The 22,383-nt window shown below is 50.2% G+C and carries 16 protein-coding genes; all 16 read right to left on the reverse strand.

Features of this window, described 5'->3' with window-relative positions; all coding sequences use genetic code 11:
- Positions 1-5 precede the first annotated feature (5 nt).
- Complete coding sequence (locus ODZ53_RS18865) at positions 6-2,189, reverse strand: polysaccharide pyruvyl transferase family protein (protein WP_372679105.1); 2,184 nt, start codon at positions 2,187-2,189, stop codon at positions 6-8.
- A 4-nt stretch (positions 2,190-2,193) separates the two neighbouring features.
- The gene (locus ODZ53_RS18870; RefSeq protein WP_372679107.1) at positions 2,194-2,901 is read right to left on the reverse strand and encodes a glycosyltransferase family 2 protein; all 708 of its coding nucleotides are present in this window, start codon (positions 2,899-2,901) and stop codon (positions 2,194-2,196) included.
- A 46-nt stretch (positions 2,902-2,947) separates the two neighbouring features.
- Positions 2,948-4,426, reverse strand: coding sequence for a glycosyltransferase (locus ODZ53_RS18875; protein ID WP_372679109.1), 1,479 nt, complete (start codon positions 4,424-4,426; stop codon positions 2,948-2,950).
- Positions 4,427-4,455: 29 nt separating this feature from the next.
- Complete coding sequence (locus tag ODZ53_RS18880; protein WP_015892790.1) at positions 4,456-4,653, reverse strand: hypothetical protein; 198 nt, start codon at positions 4,651-4,653, stop codon at positions 4,456-4,458.
- 14 nt (positions 4,654-4,667) lie between these two features.
- A complete protein-coding gene (locus ODZ53_RS18885) occupies positions 4,668-5,045 on the reverse strand; it encodes a DUF2642 domain-containing protein (RefSeq protein ID WP_199928404.1) in 378 nt (125 codons plus the stop codon).
- 224 nt (positions 5,046-5,269) lie between these two features.
- A complete protein-coding gene (locus tag ODZ53_RS18890; protein ID WP_372679150.1) occupies positions 5,270-6,259 on the reverse strand; it encodes an aromatic acid exporter family protein in 990 nt (329 codons plus the stop codon).
- Positions 6,260-6,511: 252 nt separating this feature from the next.
- Entirely contained in the window at positions 6,512-7,264 is a 753-nt protein-coding gene (gene hemQ / locus ODZ53_RS18895) for a hydrogen peroxide-dependent heme synthase (protein ID WP_015892794.1), read from the reverse strand.
- Positions 7,265-7,384: 120 nt separating this feature from the next.
- Entirely contained in the window at positions 7,385-8,149 is a 765-nt protein-coding gene (gene nagB / locus ODZ53_RS18900) for a glucosamine-6-phosphate deaminase (protein WP_015892795.1), read from the reverse strand.
- 89 nt (positions 8,150-8,238) lie between these two features.
- Positions 8,239-9,132, reverse strand: coding sequence for a MurR/RpiR family transcriptional regulator (locus tag ODZ53_RS18905; RefSeq protein WP_015892796.1), 894 nt, complete (start codon positions 9,130-9,132; stop codon positions 8,239-8,241).
- Positions 9,133-9,251: 119 nt separating this feature from the next.
- Positions 9,252-15,806 (reverse strand): carboxypeptidase regulatory-like domain-containing protein, encoded by a 6,555-nt coding sequence (locus tag ODZ53_RS18910; protein ID WP_372679112.1) that lies wholly within the window; start codon positions 15,804-15,806, stop codon positions 9,252-9,254.
- 239 nt (positions 15,807-16,045) lie between these two features.
- Positions 16,046-16,411 (reverse strand): YisL family protein, encoded by a 366-nt coding sequence (locus ODZ53_RS18915; RefSeq protein ID WP_372679114.1) that lies wholly within the window; start codon positions 16,409-16,411, stop codon positions 16,046-16,048.
- 152 nt (positions 16,412-16,563) lie between these two features.
- Positions 16,564-17,568, reverse strand: coding sequence for a proline racemase family protein (locus ODZ53_RS18920; protein ID WP_372679116.1), 1,005 nt, complete (start codon positions 17,566-17,568; stop codon positions 16,564-16,566).
- 49 nt (positions 17,569-17,617) lie between these two features.
- Complete coding sequence (locus ODZ53_RS18925; protein ID WP_372679118.1) at positions 17,618-19,057, reverse strand: aldehyde dehydrogenase family protein; 1,440 nt, start codon at positions 19,055-19,057, stop codon at positions 17,618-17,620.
- Positions 19,058-19,071: 14 nt separating this feature from the next.
- On the reverse strand, positions 19,072-19,956 hold the full coding sequence (locus tag ODZ53_RS18930; protein WP_142498653.1) for a dihydrodipicolinate synthase family protein: 885 nt from the start codon (positions 19,954-19,956) through the stop codon (positions 19,072-19,074).
- Between the two features lie 33 nt (positions 19,957-19,989).
- Positions 19,990-21,015 (reverse strand): 4-hydroxyproline epimerase, encoded by a 1,026-nt coding sequence (locus ODZ53_RS18935; protein ID WP_372679120.1) that lies wholly within the window; start codon positions 21,013-21,015, stop codon positions 19,990-19,992.
- Positions 21,012-22,205 (reverse strand): NAD(P)/FAD-dependent oxidoreductase, encoded by a 1,194-nt coding sequence (locus tag ODZ53_RS18940; RefSeq protein WP_372679122.1) that lies wholly within the window; start codon positions 22,203-22,205, stop codon positions 21,012-21,014. Before ODZ53_RS18940 ends, ODZ53_RS18935 begins: the two co-directional genes overlap by 4 nt.
- Positions 22,206-22,383: the final 178 nt, after the last annotated feature.

The following is a 22,383-nucleotide window of genomic DNA, read 5'->3' on the forward strand; positions in this document are numbered from 1 at the left end:
TGGTCTTACAACAAGCCCTGAATGAACGGCAGCTCCAAATTCTCGATCATTTTTTTCTGACTCGCCGCCAATTTTGCTGTGATCTGATCCTTGCGTGCGATGGCCTCCCAGGTGCAGGAAAGAATTCGTTCACCTAATCGCGGCTCGTCTGTTGACACGATGAGCTCCGGGAGATCCAGTGAATAAGCGAAGTCAATGCCCTTAATGCGATACGCCAAACAAACGAACGGAACACCCGCAGCGGCACTCAGCACATTGGCATGCAACTTAAAGTTGATCGTCGCTTGAAAGCCTTTCATCAACTGCAGCATTTGCGTATGATCGTGCAGCTCAAGGTCGAGAATCGTATACGCTGGATCGTTGATTTTTTTGTACAGTCTTTTAATGGCTTCCCGATCCGGTCCCCACATGGTGAGCAAGTGGATATCGTAGCCTGCCTGGATTAGCTTCTTGGCTGCATGCGCTAGCGCATCCTCTACTGCAGTCTCGTTTTTCCCATAAATCCGGTTATAGGAAGTGCCCCAGTTGATGCCAATCGTGGGTCGCTTGCTTTTATCTACTACTATTGGCAATGATGCAGGGAGAAGCAGCATCCCCGGGTCTCCGCTAATCGCAGCCTTTTCTCCTACTCCCGCTTGCTGGAGGTATTGGAGTGTAAGTGGTCCGCGTACACCAAAAAACGTGGCGTGCTCGGTGATTTTTTGCAGCATGTGGCTCATTTTATCTTGGCCATTTATCAGCTTGCTCGTCATTCTGCCGGAAGAATCCAGCTCTACCCGATCTTGTGAGTCAAATCCGCTTCCCCAGACCCAAAGATTTTTTTTCTGTTCAACAGCACGATAAGCTACATCCACATACCCAGGGATGAGAAGCGATCCTCCCCCCAAAACGACGGTGTCATACTCGCTTACATCCTTCAGATCAACCCCGGGCAAGGAAGGTATTACCTTGTATTGTGTAGGGTCGAGGTATTTGCACGACAAATTGTAAAAGGCATGCCACATCAGCTCGTCGCCCAAATTGTTGAATCCTAACCAGCCAACGTACAATATTTTTTTCATGCTTGTCGCCCCCCCTCCATTCTTTATTTGTGCATAAATAGTAAGCAAGGAGGCACATTTTTGCGTGATAGGAAACTGTTTTTGAACCCACGCCCTTCCTTGACCTCCTATTTCCTTCAATTGACTCCGGTCACTACATGCTTGACGCAGAGCACTGTCGATCAACGGAGGAGACGGCTTCTGCACAGAGGAGTGGTCACCGAAGTAACAGTCCCAAGCCACCTCGTAAGACGAAGGTTCCACCAAACCGACGTAGCCGTGATTCCCGATCGCAAGCACAGGCTTTCCGCACGCCATCGCTTCGAGTGCGACCCTCCCTGTTCCAATCACCAAATCACTGATTGCGTAATACGGCCGGACATCGGTTTGCTCCCCCACAATGTGAATATAGGGCTGCGCTGCGGCCTTATTCAGAACTTTTGCCAGCTCATGAACATGAATGGCCTGGGCACCCGAACCCACCACCACGATATGCAGGTTGGGGATTTCATTCCGCAGTGTTTTGGTTGCCCGCAACACCATGTTGCACACCGTCGCTTTTTGCCAAGCCAACCGGCTCACATACGTAACCACTGTAGCATCAGGCGGTAAAGCCGGCACATCAGCCCTATTTGCTGAGCCAGACTGAAACTCTTCCATATCAATCCCATTGGAAATGAGTGTGGTTTTTACCCCGCGCTTTTGCCAGAATAGTTGGACAGGTTTGCTCACACTGATAACGGCGGAGCAGAGCTGGGCTACTTTTATCGCCTCATCCTTTGGGTAGTACGTTCCATGCAAGGTGAACACGACAGGAATGCCGAGCTCATTGGCTGCCGTAGCGGCAAGAAAGCCTGATGGTGTTTGATGGACATGGACGATGGTAATACGATGCTTCTTCATACATGCACGGTAACATTCGATCAGATGCTGTCTGCGTGCCGAAAGCGGCTCACGAGCGGATTCTATCGGTTCAACCAAAAAGCCTGCATCAACAAATTCTTGGTAGAAGGGGCCATTACCACCTGCATAAAACAGTTGGACGCCTTTTTTCCTCAATGCTTTCCCCATGCTAAGAACATGTGTCTCCGTTCCGCCTGTCCTCAAACTGTCCAGCACCATCAATATCCGATCATTACTGCTAGTCAACTTTTTACCCTCCCTTCTTCCGATAATAGTGGGCCGAACGCTGCTCAGCGTGGGTCCGGTAATAATACAATGCTTCTGCTATATTGTTCACGCCTGCTCTCGCATTCAAAGCTTTGGCGATAAATTCGTAGTCTTCTGCACCCTCAATTCGACGTGTCGGGCCACCAATCTGGTCAAACAATCGCCCTCGAAACATGCAGGTTCCGTGACAGACGCAGTGTCCCCCGTTTCCGTATACTTTGCGAATGTCATCGCCATACTTGATCCATCCAGCTAGCTGCTTTTTTTCCGGATGATCGGCCGAAAACGCATAGTAGTTCGTACCAACTAAATCGATCTGGGGATGGTTTTTCAAATATTCAACCTGCCGCGAAAGACGCAGGATATGGGAGAAATCATCCGAGTCCTGAATCGCGATGAACTCGCCTCTGCTCAGGTAATGCCCGACATTGATGGCACCCGAAAAGCCAATATTGCGAGGGAGCTCATGAATCAGCACCTGGTTCTCTCTTGGAAAAAACCTTTTACTCTCTTCTAGCCATTCTCTGGCCACTTCTACGGAATGATCTGTCGATGCATCATCGATCAGGACAATCTCCCAATTCTCATAGGTTTGCTGGAGGATGCTATCCAAGCATTCACGTATATAAGCAGCCCTGTTGAAATTGGTAATGACGACACTTACCAGACCTTCTATTCTCTCTCCTGCCAAATTCATTTCCTCCTTCCAGTCTTCTTGTTTTTACAGCGTATCCTCGTTACCGTCCTTTGGCCAGAAACTGCAAGGCCTCCACGTGGTCACCCGCAATCTGTTCAACAGCAGGGGGCATTCCGGAGCTGGCGAAGTGTTTTTCTGGCCGTAGTCGGTTGGTGGTGAAGCTGTTCACCTGATGAACCAATTCCATCTTTACACCCGCCTGTGCGTATGCTGCTTGTGCTTTTGGCGGGCAAAGCAGTATGTGCCACCCGAGCGGAGCAACCGCTTCCCTGCGCAAGGCAAAGGGGACGGTCACCATAGACCCGATCCCCAAATCCTTACGATTCAAAGCCAAGTTGAGAACTTGGCGACAAGCCACGAAGACATTGTCTGGGCAAGGTTGATTCAAAAATACAGAAACATCATTCAGGGCCACATCCACGCCGCACTCACACGCGAGAACAAATGGGTACAGATCATGGGCGGTCATAATCGTATCCGCATCGACAAACAACAGGATGTCGCCTTTCGACAGAGTTGCTCCAATTGCCCGTCCAGTATCGACGCCCAATGCAAATGGGAACTCTACGGTCGTCACGCCGCATTCACGGGCAAGCTGTGCTGTTTGATCAACCGAGCCATTGACGACCACGATAATCTCAGCAGGGTCCAGTCGAAGAACTTCACGGATCACCTGCTGGATCGTCGCTGCCTCGTTATGGGCTGGAATGATCACGGATACCGTTTTCCCACCGTAAAGAGTTGTTGGTCGCAAAGGCCATTTCCCTACCTGTGTAACAGGCATACCACTGTTTTTACTACTCACCTTCTCTGCTATATCTCTTCGCCGGCCTCCATCGGACAGCCCGCCGCGAAAAGGAAGACCCGAGACGAGATCAAGCTGTTCGGCAATCACCAGCTTTTCGTACAAGGAGAGCTCTTTGAGCAACGAACCGTGAAGCTGTGGCAAAAACATCCGCTCTTCCGTCCCCGTTCCAAAGGCTTGCGCGGTAATGGACAGCCCGCTCATAACTGCCCGCTTGTGCGCTTGGGCAGGCTGTGCCAACTGTTCCACTCCGATTTTGGAAAGTGCGTCTCTGGTCATCGCGTGAGGAGTGTCTAGTAAGGAAGCTTCACGCAAATCAGTGCGGCCGAAGAGATTATTTACCAGCAGGGAAAAACTGTGGATGGGCCTTAGTTTTGTCAGCCTCCTGTGTCGCATATCCTGCTGGGGCAAAACGATCTGTGTCTTTCCATATAAAATCGGGAACAAGAAACGTTGCAATCCAGACAGCGAATGAATTTGTTCTTCACCGAGAAAAAGCAGGACACTCCCTCTTGCATGCTTGGCAGCCTCTCTCCGCCATGAGAATAGATTCTCAGCAGCGTCTGAAAGAACGACACGGACACCCGAGTCAAGTTCCAGGGCCCTTGTCGAAATCACGATGATCTCCAGTGGTGCAAGCTGTTTACATGCGGCGATCAGCTTTGGCAGATGAGCTGTCCCATGCATGGCAGAAATTAGAATGGATAGGGGCACTAGGCCCCTTATCCCTTGCCTCTCTTTCATTAGAGAACGCGCACGTACGTGATGCGATCGAGTTGAAATACTACTGTTTGGCCACCGCCATAGCCGGGATCACTTGCTGCAAGCACGGTTAATGTCGAATTGGTCACGCCTAGCAACTCACCGTTAATTACGTCTAATCCGATTACGACTTGTACACTATCGCCTATAAACGTTCTCAATTTCTGTACATAGTTCATTTGTCTTCTCCTCCTTACACCTCATGAACATAATTAATTTGTGTGAAACGAATCAGCACACGTGAACCGCCTGACTCTATGATTTCAGCATAGTCCCGACCAACCTCATTCAGGACCCCTGTGACACTTCCTGCATCTGTTCCCAGCTCGACGTTTTCATGCAAATAGCGCAGCAGCACTTTACGAAAAGAATCTTGTCGCAGCAAAGTACTGTGGTTTTCTTGCAGAAACGCGGCGAATTCTTCTGCATACAGCTCTTTGCGAAGCGAACAGCGAATAGCTTCTTCCTTGTCATTTTCGACTTCTTCGTCTCTTCGGTCTTTTCCCCAAACGAGACGTCGCAGCCCTTGAAAATACTCTTTCAACTCTTTTTCATTCACAATTAATTTCATCTGGTCACTCTCATCTCCTTGATCCTACTCTTTTGATTTATTTTTCGCCGCTTGTACACGGTATACAAGTAAGTTCAAAAACGTACTAGGACAACTGTGTAATTTTTTGGTTTTAATGAAAAGTTCACGGAGTTTTTACCGAAAAACAAAAAAAGACTGCGAAAAGTATTCGCAGCCCTTCCTTCGGTGTTCTACAACTCTTTCATTGTTACGTACTGTTTTGGCTAACTCTTTGCCACCTGTGCCTTTTCGTCCCTGTTCTTGCCTAGCTCGTGCTTGATGAACAAATAGCTCTCAATTTCCCCCAGAAGGTAGAAAAGCGAGGCACGCGTCTCAAATTCCTCTCGCGTTCGCGGCAAATCTGCTGCCTTGATCTCCTCTTGCATCACGCGTAGTTGGTCGATGAAGCGGTAGGCGGTATTGCCCGGATGTACCGAGGCACTGATTCGCTCAAGAAAATCTGCGATCCGATGGCTCTCTGCCACCTGATTGTCCAAGGAAGAGACGATTGGCATCATGCGTTCCAGTAACTCGAACTGCTTTTGCCGCATCACAAAATACTCGTAGTACGAATCATTACGACGTCCCAATCGATTGCCAACATCTCGTGAGGCCAAACGAATTGCCGTTTCCAATACACCGGTTGTTTCGATCAATTCTTTCCCGTCCCAATCACTTTCCCCGTGACGCAAGTAGTAGCAGAACTCTCGCAAAATTTTGCTGAACAGCTTCTCCACCTTTACTTGCATCCCTTTCAGCTCTTTATCGAGACTCGGCATGTACAGATTGACCAGTAGGGCTACACCCACACCGATGACGAGCAAAGCGACCTCATTTAGCAATAGCATCCCATCGATTCTCTTTGAAGAATACAGATGCATAAGCACAACCATGCTGTTGACGAAGCCTTCCTGAATGCCAAAACGCACGGCGAGCGGCAAGAAAAGCAAAATGAAAAGGAGAATGGCAACCGGCGTATAGCCCATAAGGGAAAACAGACAAACACCGATTCCCAGACCCAATAAACTGGCCAGAATCCGATTCCACGCTGTCTGAAACGATTGCTTGACTGTTACCTGAATACACAAGATCGTAATGATCCCCGCAGAAGAAGCAAACATCAAGTCTAGCTGCTGGGCGATCAGAATCGAGATAGCCGTTCCAATGGCTGTTTTTAACGTACGATAACCAATTTTAAACTTGAGAAAGCCCAGTCTTGTTCCCCTCCGCTGTCAAAAATGCTTTCCTGTTTACTTTAACAAAAAGTGTCTGGGAACCAAAGACAAGGTTTCATAAATTTTCGTAGGAATGTCGGCAAGGGTATTCTTGCGGTGAGGAGTGGCTGTTCAATCATTTTTATACATCCATTATCGCCTACCGATACGCCGTTTATCACGATGGACATAGATCCAAATAAAAATCCGCCAATGCGACGATCTCGCACAGCGGATTTTTGAACATATTGATTATACTTCCAGCTTTTTCACCAGTGTTTCTTCGTTCAAAATGTTTCCTACGAGGAAGTTGCCGAATTCACCGAAGCGCGCACTCACTTCGTCAAAGCGCATTTCGTAGACGATATGCTTGAATTCCAGCGGATCGTTGGCAAAGAGGGTAACGCCCCACTCCCAATCGTCGAAACCAACGGAGCCACCGATAATTTGCTTCACGCGGCCAGCGTAGGAGCGACCGATCAAGCCGTGGGAGCGCATCATTTCTTGGCGCTCCTGCATGGAGAGCATGTACCAGTTGTCTTGCAGATCGCGCTTTTTGTTCATTGGATAGAAGCAAATGTGCTCCCATTTTGGCAGGATTGGATAGAGGCGGTCGCGCACATGCGGATTCGCTTTTGGATCTTCACCTGGGCTATTTACATAATTGCTCAGCTCTACTACGGATACATACGAATAAGGAGCTTCTGTATAAGCAGCAAAGCGAGTTTTATTGAACACCGTTTTGATCTCATCGAGTTCTTGCATAGTTGGACGCAGGAACATGAACACGAGGTCTGCTTTGTGTCCGAGGATGGAGTACACAGCCGTGCTTCCTTGGTTCTCTCCCTCATTCGCTTCCCATGTGCGGATCAAAGCATTCAGCTCGTCCAACGCTTCTTTGCGTTCTGCTGCGGACGCTGCTTTCCACTTTTCCCAATTGATGGTGCGGAAATTATGATACGTATACCAACCTTCTAATGTAAGCAACGCTTCGTTTGCGCTCATTAAAATCAGCTCCTTAGAAAAATCTGGTGACCTTCTTGCAACATTCCCAGTATAGCATAAGGAACAAGTGCGTATTCGGAACAGATTGGTGAACAAGCAAAAGAAAAACCAAGCGGTACATTAGCTGCCGCTTGGTTTGGTTCCTGCAAGTATGGAGGTGGTCAGCTTGCTAGCTGCTTCCTGATCTACAATAACGGTTACGTCTCTATGCAATTGCAATAAGGAAGCTGGGACATCTGCCGTAGGTTCTTCCTCTAGCATCAGTCGCACGGCTTCTGCTTTTGCCTCTCCACTTGCGAGAAGTACAACTTTTTTAGCGCCAAGAATCGTCTTGATCCCCATGGAAACCGCCTGAGTCGGCACCTGTTCCACACTATCAAAATAGCGGGCATTTGCTTCAATCGTACTGTCAGTGAGCTGGACCACGCGCGTCAATGAGTCAGCAGGAGAGCCAGGCTCGTTGAAGCCAATATGGCCGTTATTGCCGATCCCCAGCACCTGGATATCAATCCCGCCCGCCAATCGGATCGCTTCCTCATAGCGTGCACACTCTGCCAAATGATCTGTCGTATTCCCAACTGGCACATGTGTTTTCTCCGCAGGAATGTTGATGTGATTGAACAAGTTTTCTTCCATATACGAGCGATAGCTTTGCGGATGAGTCGAAGAAAGTCCGACGTATTCATCCAGATTAAAGCTGCTCGCTTGCGAATAATCGATGCTCTGTGCTTGTGACAGCTTGATCAGCTCACGGTACATCCCTACTGGCGTGCCTCCGGTTGCAAGGCCAAGGACGGTCTTCGGATTTGCTTTTACTTCGCTTACGAGCATTTCAGCAGCTTTTCTGCTGAGCTCCGCGTAATCTTTCACGATCACGAGCTTCATTTCCAACCACTCCTATTTCATATAAAAATAAGTTCAAAAAGTCTCCAAGGACTACTCCATGATCAAAAGACGACTTTTTGAACTACCACTTAGTATTTTCTCTCTAGGACAGCCTTCGCTGTTCTCTCTTTATATAAAAGGGCCTTTTCCTTGTTGCGCATCGTGATTGTCGTACTGATAACATCCAGTACATGCAGCTGTGCAATTTTCGCTGCGAGAGATCCCCCCTGCAACGGACCTTCTTGCGCTGCGGTTAAAAGCGTAATGTCCGCTACATTCGTAATCGGCGAGCGTCGATAGTGCGTCAGACAAATGCAAGCTGCGCCTGCCTGTTTGGCCACTTTCAACGAATCGATCGTGTCTTTCGTACTGCCTGATACAGACAAACCGATCGCGACATCCCCCGGTCCCAGAGTCGCTGCAGCCATCGCTTGCAGATGCGATTCATTAAAAGCGTCCACGCGAAGCCCGATCCGTAAGAACGTGTACTTGGCATCCTGGGCTGTTACCGCAGACGTGCCTACCCCGTAAAAATGGATCGTGTTTGCTTTTTGCAAAAGGTCTACACAGCGCTCCAGCTGTTCGAGCTGAAACAGCGCCGAGGTATCCCCAATCGCCTGTTGGTTGGTTGCGGTTACTTTGTGCGTGATGATGTCCAGCGAATCGTCTTCTCCTACTTCTCCATGCAAGTTTTTGACCGGATTGACCAATTCCTGCGCCAATGCCAGCTTGAATTCCTGATAACCATGGAAGCCTATTTTCCTGCAAAATCGCAAAACGGTCGTCTCACCCACTCCGGCCTTTTCGGCAAGGTCAATCACCGATGAATAAATCACGCTGTCTGTCTGCTGTAAGACAATATGGGCAACCTTTTGCTCCGATTTCGTAAAGGAGGGAAGGAGACTCTGAATATGCAAAAGCGTATTTGTCTTCGTGATGGTAGCTGTCAATGGATGGGACAGCTCCTCCTGCTGTTTCATCATATGGCCCGCTCCCCCTTGTTTTTACCCAAAACAAAATAGCCGTATTTCTACAGCTATTATACCAAAAAAGGAGTTATCCGCCATATTTATATTTTTAAGTGGAGCAATTCTCCAAATCATCAAAATGGGGTAAATAAAATGGTCGGACATGTTGCGACTCGAAAAGATCCGCTCATGGCTGCTGGAACTAGAACTAGATCGAGCGTCACGATTTCCCCTGCGCCTAGCGTTACTGTCCCTCTCGCTTCTCCACTCCCCATCGCATTGGCTACAACCAAGTAGGTGCCAGGAGCAAGACCAGTCACCTTGTACCTGCCGAAGCTGTCTGTTTGGACGACCACAGTGGTTCTGTTTGGTTGATTTACCGTTTGCACATATACGGTCGCTCCAGCAATTGGCAAGCCTGTTAAACCAGATCGAACCGTTCCTTGTATCGTACCCGTTTGAGAAAGGCGGATGATGATAAAGGTTGTTTGGTTCGGCAAAACGACTGCTTCCGCCTGACCGGTACCGATGCCCGGGATGGTTCCTACAACGGTATACGTACCGGGAGCCACATTGACAAAATGGAATGTTCCATCCGGCTCAGCCAAAATATTTTGCAGGCGAATCTGGTCTGAATGGAATAACGACAATTGAATATTGTTTCCGCTCGCTTGCGTGCCATCGGGTAAGAGGACGATCCCGGATATGGTTCCCACGATTGGCAGCAGCTCGACAGTTGTTATTGTTGTCTGCCCGTTTAGGACCGAAACTGTACTGTAATGCGTGCCAAAGCCATCTGCGCTTGCGATGACATTGTAAATTCCCGCCGTCAAGCCATTCACCTGGAATTGCCCGCTCTGATTCGTTACGGTGTTGGCAATAAACAAACCATTGGCAAACAGTTGTACGTTAACAGCCGCACCCGTGATCGGAAGTCCCGTCAACTGATTGGTCACCTGACCAAAGATGCTGCCTGGCAGAGCAGGCATCGTGAGGATAACCCCGTTTAATGTCTGTCCAGCCGTCACTATAATGCTTTGTGTTGCTGTTGCGTAGCTATCTTCACTTGCGCTAATCAAATACGTCCCAGGTGGAAGGTTACCAACAGAAAAATGGCCCAAGTCATCCGTGATTGCACTGCCGAACAATGTTCCATGTGAATCCTTCACCTGTACCAATGCATTGGGAACAACACCTCCACCAGCAGCCTGTACCTGACCTGTTACAGCAGCGGGAAAAGGAGGAAGACCCACATTAATCGTAGTCGTCTGTCCGGAAAAGATCGTCGCACCAACAGGTTGAGTGGTGTAGTCTTGAGCGCTTATCGCAAGTGTATAGGTTAAAGGCGCCAGACCGTCGATTTCAAACTGACCGAGACCGTCCGTAATCGTCCGAGACAACAAGTTGTTTGTGCCAGGGAAATAGATCAATACTTCCGCCCCTACCAGTGGCGTGCCATCAAGAGCATCCCTGACGGTGCCCTGCAAAACACCAGGATTCGGGTCCAGTGGAATATTGATTGTAGCTGTTCCCCCAGGAGCTACATCAAAGGAGACACTCTCCCTCTGATAGCTTTCGTTCCTTGCCAAAATGGTGTAATTGCCAGCCACAAATCCATCCATGAAGTAAATCCCCTGAGCGTCTGTCTGGGTAGAAAAGAGAATCGTATTGTTGTTGCCCAACAAGCGGACGAGCGTATTCGGCAAAGGTGTGCTGAGAAGGGCGTCACTAATTTCGCCTGTGACATTTGCAGGCAGATTCTGCAAAGAAAAATCAAGACAGGTAGTCGCTCCCATTCCGATCATAGCTGTTGACGCCTCAGCAGCGAATCCCGTCGCACTTGCGATTAGTGTATAGCTCCCAGGAGATAATCCACTCACCCTATACTGACCCTGCGCATTCGCGAGGACAATAGCCAGTATCGTTCCAGACGGACTTCCTTGTCGAACCGTAATGACCGCACCGGCAATCGGTGAAGCCGTACCTTCCTCTCGCACTGTACCAGCTATCCCACCAGGCAACTCGTTTAACGCAAAGCTAAGTACGGACGCCGCCCCTGCTTGTATTAGTGCACCAGCTACATCGCTTGCATATCCAGTTGCATTGACATTGACGGTGTACCCTCCAGGAGCCAGCCTATCAAGCGAAAAGCTTCCCGTTGCATCGGTCAGTACGGAGCCCACAGCGGCACGAGTGCTGTCGAAGACGATTAATGTTGCGCCAATGATCGGCAAGCCCGTCTCCTGATCAGTCACTACGCCGGATAAACTGCCGGGATTGGGAACTAATGCCTGCTGAAAGGTGGTGGTAATGCCCCCTTGCAAAATAACCGCCTGCGAGACGGATACAAAGTTCGGCGCAGAAACAGTTACATTTACAACACTCGGCGGAAGCTTCTCTGCCAAAAAATTGCCTTGATTATCTGTCAATAATTGAGCAAGCACAACGCCATGTCCATCCGTAATGAGCACGGTGCTTCCCGGAATCCCGAATCCCGTCATCTGATTGGTCACTACACCCGAAATAGCCGCTGGCAAGTCAGGTAACGTGACTGTTGTCGGAGTTGGGGTATTGGCTACAACGATCACGCCAATACTGCCTACGGCATAGCCAGGCGCTGACGCGATCACGGTGTAAACGCCTGGAGAGACACTCCCAATGAAAAATACACCCGATTCATTCGCGAGCAAGCTCTGTTTGACGGCTTGATTGCTATCCAACAGCTTGACGCTGATTTCGCTTCCCGTAATTGGTACACCCAAGCTATTTATGACACTGCCCACGATGGACCCAGGCAAAGGCAAGAGCGACACACTAGCCCCTGTCGTTTCTCCACTGACTACATTGGCGCCTACTGATTGATCTGCATAGCTTGGCGCACTGACCGTGACGGTATAAGCCCCCGGCAACAAATGTTGAATCAAATAGCTGCCCGTCTGGTCGGTGCTTGCTGTAGCCACTACATTTCCGTTACTTATGGAACGAATCAGTACAACGGCTCCTGCAATGAATACCGCGGGATTCGTCGCGTCCGTCACCTGTCCACTAATCCCGCCTGCATTCACCTCAAGAACAAAGTCTACTCCGGTCTTATTTTCACCGGGTCCAAGAGTAACACCAACCGAGCCCGTAACATATTCGGGGGCACTTGCCACCACGACAAATGATCCGGCAGGCAGGTTGCCAATTGTATAGGCCCCGTTTGAATCCGTATACCCAAAGCCTATCGTCGTCTCATTCAAATCCAGAATACGAACAACAGCATTGACAATCGGCTGCATACCCGTGTCTTGCACCGTTCCAGAAATACTGCCCGGATTCGGGATAAGCGAAAAGGAAACGATGGTCGTCTGCCCAGGCTGTACGATCGCCCCAACAGATTGCACAGCGTAGCCAGAGGCGGTAGCTGTAAGGCTATAAGAGCCTGGTGCGACCCCTGAAAATGAAAATGCCCCATTTCCATCTGCGACGAATGTATCTTTCAACAGGTTATTGTTATCAAACAATTGAATGGTCGTTCCCGGTACGACAGGAACTACTGTACCGTTAATAGTACCGAAATCCTGATTAAGCTGAACCTGGACAGGAGTAGTTGTATTCGCGAATACAATGGCTCCGACATGATTGGACTGAAAACCATCCGCCGAAGCACTGATAACGTATTGACCTTGCGCCAAGCCCGTGATCACAAAGCTTCCTTGACTATCGCTGTATACCGAATGCACGACGGAGCCATTGAAATCGAGTGCATTTACTTGTGCACCGGCAATCGGCTGTAACGTCCCAGCAGCAAGCACCTGCCCTTGGATCTCACCCGGACTCGCAAACAACGCCAAGCTGACAGGCGTATTTGTGTTGGCAAGTACAGTAGCGGAAGCACTGTTTGTTTCATAATTGGTTGCACGGGCCGTAATGGTATAAACTCCGGGTGCAAGCCCTGTGATCTGGTAATTGCCCGACAGATCGCTATTTGCATGGGCGACGATTGCCCCTGCTTGGTTCAACACGCTAACAGCTATCGAAGCACCAGTGATCGGCAGACCAGAGGTAGCATCAAAAACCGAACCTGAAATGCTTCCCGGCAAGTCTGCCAGCTGCACATTCACCATTGTTGTCGTTAATGAGGTGACGTTTGCCCCTGTGATTACTGTCGTTTTATTCGGAGCAGATACGATGACAACGTACGCCTGGGGTAGCAGATTAGGTACCACATACTGTCCGTTTCCATCAGTCAATACAGTAGCGATAACAGCACCTGCTGCCGTATTATCCCTTACGATCACAGCGGCACCCTGAATCGGCTGATTGCCGCTGTCGACCACCTGTCCTGCGATTGATCCCGGTGAAGCTTGTAGGACAAAAGCAAGGGACGATATTTCCTGAGGCTGCACAGTTGCCCCCAACACAATAGTGGAATAACCAGAAGCCGAAGCGGTTACGGTATACGTGCCTGGGGCCAAGTGCGGAAAGGAAAAGGTGCCAGCGCTGTCGGTAATGGTCTGCGCTACAGGAACAATTCCCTTCATAACAATGATAGTAGCATTACCAAGCGGATTACTCCCTGTGTCCGAGACAGTCCCGTTCAATACCCCTGCCAGTTTTTCCAATTGGAGGTCAACTGGTGTAGTCGCTCCGGCATTGATCCCTATCCCAACTGTTTTGCCCGCATACCCCTCTGCAGCAGCCGTAAGGACATAGTTTTCCGGACCAAGCAAGGATAAAGCGTAGTCTCCATTCGCGTCGGTTACTGCCTCTCCTACTGCAATCCCTGAGCGAGATACCACCTTGATGCTTGCATTTGGGATTCCTTCACCCGTTTGCGCATCGGAAATGGTTCCACTTACCGTTCCAAATGCAGTCGTAAGAGAAAAATGAAGTACCTTGGCATCGCCCGCTTGCAGACTGATTCCAGCTAATTGTGTGGAAAAGCCCGCGGCACTGACGCGGATTTGATAAATACCTCCTGCGAGCTTGTTCAGCAGATACGTGCCAGCTCCATCTGTTGTTGTTTCCGTTAGCGTAATCCCTGTCTGATTCAGCACTTCCACCAATGCCCCGGCAATCGGTATGCCACCCGGACCTGTCACCAGACCAGATAGCTGGGCAACGGATGACTGGAGCCCTACATTTTGTGTTGTCGTCTGGGCTCGAATGACATTGATTGCAACGGTTGCTGGCTGAAATGTATCCGCACTGACTGCAAGGGTGTAGGCACCCGGCACGACATTGGTAAACTGGTAAGTCCCCACTCCCCCAGTCGCTGCCTGATTTACAGTCACGCCTGTCGTATTAATGAGCTTTACCACTGCCCCTGAGATGGGGGCCAACCCGGTATCTGTTATCGTCCCGTTCACCTGACCCGGACTCGGAGGAAGCAAAATGTCTGCTCTTGTGGTCTGCCCTGCCAAAACGCTCACGAATTGGATTTTGGAGTTATAAGTCGGCGCGGTCACCGACACAGAATACAGACCAGGAGCCAATCCAGTAAACGAATAGGCACCATCTGTGTCTGTTGTCGTCGTTCCGATTAATACGGGAATCGAGTCATATAGCGCAACTTGCGCACCTGCTACAGGCAAGTTCGTGGACTGGTCAAGCACCACACCAGCCACACTACCAGCCAAGTTAACCGTGATGACAATATTATCCTGGACAGGAGAAAGCGTCCCGCCAGAAAAGCTGTCTACGCCAGTAACTGTCGCTGTGTTTAACCGCCGTGTTCCGCCGGGAGAAACCGCGAAAAGCCCGCTGACCGCAAATGACAAGCTGGCAGTAGAACCAGCGGCCAAATTGCCAATCGTCCAGCTGAGCACCTTCGTGAGGGGATTGTAGATGACAGAGCCGATACTTGTTGCGTTCACCGTAAAAGCCGTTACCTGATCCAGCTCGATCAAATCGTTGACAACAACTGTCGTTGCCTGGCTCTTCCCGGTATTGGTAACAGTGATCGTTCCCGTCCATTGCGATAGTTGTCCTGTTGTAACCACTGTTGGTCCTGCTGTTACTTGCTTATCGATGGCAAGGCTAGCCCGAACGTCTCCTGTCGCCACCGTAGTCGTATTGCTCAAGGAATTTTCAAAGCTAAAGCCTTCACTTGTTCGCAGAGAGTCTTTGTTGTAATTATTGTCATTTGCAGAGGTAAAAGGGAGGAAACGAATGGAAGTAAGGGAGGTAACACCGATCGTTGAAAAAAAAGTAGTAGCCGGCATGACGAGATCGATGAAGTAATCAGGAGTGCCGCTAAAATTAGAGCCGTCATTTGTCAGCCGCACACGAGCCGTGTCAAAATTGATAATCGGCGCTTGCCAGTTGGGAGCTCCACTTCCGTTTGTGCCCTCTGCCGGATCGTTCCAGGAGTTAAATTCAACAATGGTGTTTTGAATCAAAGCAACTCGGTTGCGCAGGCCTTGCACGCCCAACATCCACTGGTATGTGCCAGCCACTCCGGTTGTATTGATCAAATATCCCCAAGCAAAGTTTTGAAACCCTGTTTTTTGCGAATTTCTTGGATCTTCGTTGACTCTCATCCGAAAGTAGAGATTCGTTCCATCATAAGCCGAAAAGGCAACGGGAAACGTAGCGTTCCCTACGATGTCTGCAGAGCCGGGACTTTCATCGTTCGGGACGTCTCCGAATGGACTTCCCCCGAGCATAAACGGGATGAATTGACTGTCAGAAGGATAGGCCATTTTTCTTTCCTCACCTCTCCCCCTTAACATATGTACATAGAGTGATATGGCCCCAGCTCTCTCTTTGCTAATTGGCTTGTCTGTGCCCGTCCAAACAAAACGGTCATGACCGTTTTGTTGACCGCAAGCGGTCGCATCCACTTTTATGAAAAACGTCGAGACGTTTTTCACAGAAAAAAGGGCTTTCGCCCGCAAATATTTCTTGCGAGGAAACCCTCTTCCTTTCCGTATTGCCTATCTTACATTAATACGCGATAGCCAAGCAGAATAACCAGCACCAAAACGACAATACAGCCGATGAAGAAGCCGATGCTGCCTTCTTGTCTCTTTGCTTTACCCAGGGACATTTCCATCAAACCAAAGGCGATAACCGCGATAATGCCCTTCACGTAGTAATAGAAATCTGTTGCGTGACCCACGAAAAGCATCCAAGCTCCGGATACAAGAATGATGACCATCATGAGTCTGAGCAGCATATGTACGATCTTGCCTGCTTTTGCTTTACCCACGCGATACAAGATGTAGGCAACGATCAAGAGCACGAATGCGACTTCCCAGCTACCCACATGCGCTTCCATTAACGCTTTGTACGGCAAAAAATTCAACCCCTTTACTCCTAAATTCAATCTTGTCCATTATACCAGAAGAAGGGAAAAAATGCTGATGTCCCAATGCGTGGCAGTATTGTGACTAGGCTTTTTGGGGATGAACAAGAGGCTGCCTGTGATCGGCAACCTCCTTATTCTAGCAAACGATCCTATCGCAGTAAAAATCCGTCTTTCAGTGGGTCCGTAGGGTCAACCACAAATTGATGCAGACCTGTGATGAACGCCTTGCCTTCTATGCTCGGAATGACAGCCGGATAACTCCCCACCTGGGTTGTTGCTACCACCTTGCCGATAAACTGGCTCCCGACAATTCCTTCATGGACAAACGATTCTCCAAGAGCCAGCTTTCCTCGCGCATGCAAGGTGGCTACGCGAGCCGCAGTACCTGTACCGCACGGGGACCGATCGACCTGCTTATCGGCGAAAATCGTCACGTTGCGTAGGTCTGATCCTTCCACTCTCGGCTTATCCGAAATAATCACTCCATAAATTCCTTTGAGCTCAGGCTCCAACGGATGAACGACCTCCATTTTCGCCTCGATTTGTTCCTTGATTCGTCTGCCCCATTCTTGCAGCTCGACCAATTGCTCCATTTCCACCTGAACCCCGATATCTTCTGCCTGTACGACTGCATAGAATGCGCCGCCAAAAGAAATGTCCACAGAAAAAGTACGTCCTCCCCATTCAATGGGAACGTCATGTGCTAAAACAAAGGAAGGGACATTTTCAAACGAGACGGAATGGACCAGCGATTCTTTCACAGTGGCGTGTGCAATGATTCTTCCTGCCGGACTGTCAATCACAATACGCTCTGTTGGACCTTCCAGCCGAAGTATTCCAGTCTCAATAGCAGCGGTCACAACTGCAATGATTCCATGCCCGCACATGGTACTGTAGCCCTCGTTATGCATGAATAGCACTCCAAATGCCGCATCTGGGCTGATGGGCTCTGTCATGACACATCCGTACATCCCATGATGGCCGCGCGGTTCATACATGAGTACCCGCCGGATATGGTCCAGCTCCTCCCGAAAGTATCGTCTCTTCTCCAAAATCGTCTCGCCCGCGAGCGGCGGGATGCCGCCTGTTATGATGCGCAGCGGCTCCCCACCAGTGTGGGCCTCGATCGTCGTAAACAACTGATTGATGTGCATGACATCCTCACCTTTTTATGTTTATGCGATTGGCGAAAAGCTTGCTGGATCACCACGCGTATTTGATCGCGCATGTTTTCGTCGTACTGTAGAAATCGAGCGCCGCCTGACCCTGCTCTCGTGTATGCGAGCTGGACAGCTTCATGCCGCCAAATGGAGCCTGGTATTCCACACCTGCCGTCTCCTGATTGACCCGAACCATGCCCGCCTGCGCCACATCCAAGAAGCGATGGGCACTCGCCAAATCTCGGGTGAACAGCGAAGCACTCAGTCCGTATACAGACTGGTTGCACAGCTCCACCGCCTCTTCAAAACCGTCTGCTGTCAAAAGCACAGCCAATGGTCCGAACACTTCCTCCTGAACAAGGCGATGACTGGCTGCGACACCCTCAACAATTTGGGGACGGATGTAATAGCCTTGCTCCTCTTTTGCATATGAGGGGCTTTGGGCAATGACTGCCGCTTCATCATTCGCCAAGGCGATGTATTGCCCAACCGTCTCATACTGTGCAGCCGAGGCAACCGGCCCCAAATACGCTTCCAGATCGCTGGCATCTCCTACCCGGCATGTCTCCATAGCCGTTTGCAATCGCTCAACAAGTGGCTGGTAGATCGCTTTTTCGACAATGATCCTGCTGGTAGCCGTACATTTTTGACCAGCCGATCGAAACGCGCCGCTGAGCAAAATCGGAACGGTTTTGTCCAAATCAGCATCAGCCAAAACGACTGCCGCATTTTTTCCGCCCATTTCAGTTTGATATTTGATGTTCCGACCCGCGCACGCGATGGCAATCTGTCTGCCTGTTTCCGATGAACCCGTAAAGCTGACTGCATCGACTTCGGCTTCATTCGTGAGTGTGTTGCCGATCTCTCGGCCCTTGCCAATCACCAGATTCAGCACACCCGCAGGCAGCTTTGTTTCCGCAAATATTTCAGCTAGTCGTGTCGCTGTGAGCGAACCATTTTCCGCTGGCTTCCAGATAACCGTGTTCCCGCAAATGAGTGCAGGGGCGATCTTCCAGATGGGGATCGCAACGGGGAAGTTCCATGGTGTAATGACCGCCACGACTCCGAGCGGGACACGACGGCTGTATTGCAGCACGTTCGTATCTGAAGAAGGTATCAGGTTGCCGTTGGAACGCATCCCTTCTCCGGCATAATAGCGCAACAGACTGACCCCACGCGCCACCTCTCCACGCATCTCGCCAAGCTGCTTGCCCATTTCCCGGCTTGCCAGCTGTGCCAAACTGTCTGACTCTGCCTCTAATGCAGCAGCCATTTGAAAAAGGATTTCGCCACGAGCCGCACCCGTTTGTTTTGCCCAGCCGATCTGTGCGGCACGGGCTGCCTGTTCAGCGGCAAAAACATGTGACCGATCAGACAGATGCAGAACGCCGACCTCTTCTGTGGTACGCGACGGGTTTTTGACGGTTAGTTCTTTCCCTGACGGCGTCATCCATTCGCCGCCAATCCAGTTTTTGCTGTGCATTTTGCCCATCCCCCTTATCGTCCACTTGCAGCGCCGACAGCGTAGTCAAACGCCTTTTTAATACCTGCGTAGTATTCTTCAGTCAGTGGCAGACGCGGCGGACGAGTCGGTCCTACAGGGAAATTCGCCAGCTCCATCATGTATTTGATCGACTGTACCAACTGTGGACTTGCATCATAGTGGAACAGTGGCAACAAACGACGATAAAGCGCTTGTGCTTCACCGAGCTTACCCGCCCGTGCCAGACGGAACAGCTCCACTCCTTCTTTTGGCAGTGCATTTGGCACACCCGAAATCCAACCTGTCGCCCCGATCAAGCCGCCCTCCATGACGAGATCGTCTACACCGACCATAACTTCCAGGTCCGTCTGCGCGAGAATGTCCTGCATGCGGCGTACGTCACCCGAGAATTCTTTCACAGCGACGATATTTTCGAACTTCGCCAATCTTGCCAAAATGTCCGGTGTCAGGTCGATTTTGTAATCGTGAGGATTGTTATAGGCAATGATCGGCAGCCCGACGGTGTTCAGTGCCTCGTAGTGGGCAAATACTTCATTTTCCAATGGCTTGTAGTTAATCGGAGGCAAGGCCATCACACCTGCTGCTCCCGCATCCTTGGAGAATTGCACCCATTCCACTGCTTGACGGGTAGACGGAGCAGCAGAGCCTACGACCACCGGGACTCGGCCTTTTGCGGCAGCGATCACGGTATGAATAACTTTAGCCCGCTCTTCTCCTGTCATCGTGGCGTATTCCCCCAGTGAACCGGACGGAACCAGTCCATCTACGCCCTCCTGAATCAACCAGTCACACAATTCCGCCAAACGTTTGTAATCCACCTCATAATCGTTTGTAAACGGCGTGACAATCGCCACGTACACTCCTTCAAATCTTGCCATTATTCATTCTCCTCTCCCATTTTGGGCTTTGTTTTAGTGATCAGTTGCGGCTGGGATGAGCAAAAAGCCATTCGCCAGCTCGTCTTCCGGATTGTAAAAAATCGTATGCTTGCCCATCAGCCAGGCTGAGCCTGCAATTCGGGTGATGACAGCAGGCAGCCCGCCTTCCTCCGTCACCTGCAGTACTCTTCCTGTAAACAGAGAACCGACGATGCTCTCATGTACAAACGGTTCGTCTATCCCGATCTCCCCTTTGGCAAACAAAGTCGCCAGCTTGGCGGAAGTGCCTGTTCCACATGGCGATCGGTCTATTCCTCCCGGTGGTACGACGACGGTATTTTTCACATCCGCTCCCGGATTGTCAGGGGCCGAATAGAATTCCACATGGGTCAATCCGCGTATAAACGGCTTCTCTGGATGAACGATCTCCATCGCCTGATTCATCGCTTTTCGAATCGCAACGGCCGTATCGACAATGGTGGATGCATGGGCTGGCGTTAGTTCGAGATGGAGCTTGCGTGCATCGGTGATGGCATAAAAGTTTCCACCGTATGCAATATCGCAGGTCACCGCTCCAATCCCTTCTACTTCTACAGTCACATCTTTTTGATAGAGGAAGGCTGGAATGTTCACAAACGATACTTCCTTGGCTTTCCCTCCCTCTACCTGTATGTCTACCTCGACCAATCCTGCCGGCGTATCGAGCGTAAGCTTTGTCACCGGCTCGGTCACAGGGATCATACCTGTCTCCACCAGCGCGGTACATAGACCGATCGTATCGTGGCCACACATCGGCAAGTATCCGCCCGTCTCGATATAGATCACTCCTACATCCGCATCCGGATGGCAAGGATCAACGATCAAGGCCCCGGACATCACATCATGCCCGCGCGGCTCATACATCAAAAACGTGCGAATCCAGTCGTATTCAGCCTTCATCTGGAGCATTTTTTCTCCCATCGTGGCTCCGGTAAGCTTTGGCAGACCACTGATTACCGTGCGGGTAGGGTTTCCCCCAGTATGCGTGTCAATGGTGGTAAACACTCTCGTTGCTTTCATGGATGCAACACTCCTTTTTTCGTAAAACGATCCAAGCGCAACGGCTCTGTCGGAATGATGGTGTCTGTCTGATCGACTAGCATCTCGGACACCAGCTTGCCTGTGACGGCAGCCAGACTGATTCCATCTCCTTCATGACCAGCCGCGATAAAGTAACCGGGTACTTCCTCTACGCGAGAAATAATTGGCAAGTGATCCTCAGTCCACGGGCGTAAACCGCAATAGGTGCGGATGATAGCGAAGTCGGCTATCTTCGGATAAAAGCGCAGTGCTCTTCTCGCCATGCACCTGACGACATTCAGATCAATCTGTGTATCAAAGCCTGCGAACTGACGACTGGAGCCAATCAAGAAGTTTTGGCTTTCTGTCGGTTCAAATACGAGCGCGACTCCATACTTCTCTGTCTCCTCGTCTACTTGTCGCACGCCGCCAAACTTCGAGATGAGATAGCCGAATTCCATCACCTTTCGCACGCCGACAGGCATCTGTCTCGAGGCGACGATCAAATGCCCTTTGCGCGGAACGATCGGAATATCCACCCCGACCATTTTGCCAATGACTGGCGCCCACACCCCCGCGGCGTTGACGACCTGCTTGGCTGTCATGCTGCATGTACCAAGCCCGATGTGAAACGTTCCCGTCGCCTGATCACGTCTGAGCGACTTGACCTCAGTACGACGCATGATCCTCGCTCCATGCTTTTTCGCGCCTTCAAACAGGGCAAAGGTAAGCATGTACGGATTGACGGTAGAATCGGTGGCGCACTCCAAGCCTCCCAGCAAGTCGTCGGCAAAGTAAGGCGACTCCTGCCGAATATCCGCTCGATCCAGCATCCGAAACGGCAATCCTGCTTCTTTTTGCCGTTGCACCCATTCATGAGCGGCTTCCATCTCAGCCTCTGATTCGCAGACGAGAATACTTCCCGGTGCCCGATATTCAAATGTATGGTCCAGCTCCCGGCTTAGCTGATCGACGAGCATCTGACTTTTCAGGGACATCTGACTGTCAAAGCCGGGGTCCTTGTCGATCGCCAAAATATTCCCGTCACAGCGTGAGGACGTCCCTGATGCCAGCTCGCCTTTTTCAAGGACAACGACATCCAATCCAGCCTTCGCAGCGTAATACGCAATCGCCGCGCCGATGATACCACCGCCGATTACTGCAATCTGCGCATGGGTTTGTACTGTCATGCTGATTCTCCTCAAATGCGTATTCTGCTACTTGCTTACTCTTTTTTTGCAAAAGCCATGCCAATCGTTCCAAGCAAGATATCCAAAATATTTCGTCTAAATTCTTTGACAATTGAAAGGGCGAATGTATAATAAATGAGAAAATGTTCAAAATTTTATACACTTGAACTACCTCTTT

It is taken from the genome of Brevibacillus sp. BD137 (genome assembly GCF_041644655.1).
GTDB classification, from domain to species: domain Bacteria; phylum Bacillota; class Bacilli; order Brevibacillales; family Brevibacillaceae; genus Brevibacillus; species Brevibacillus brevis_D.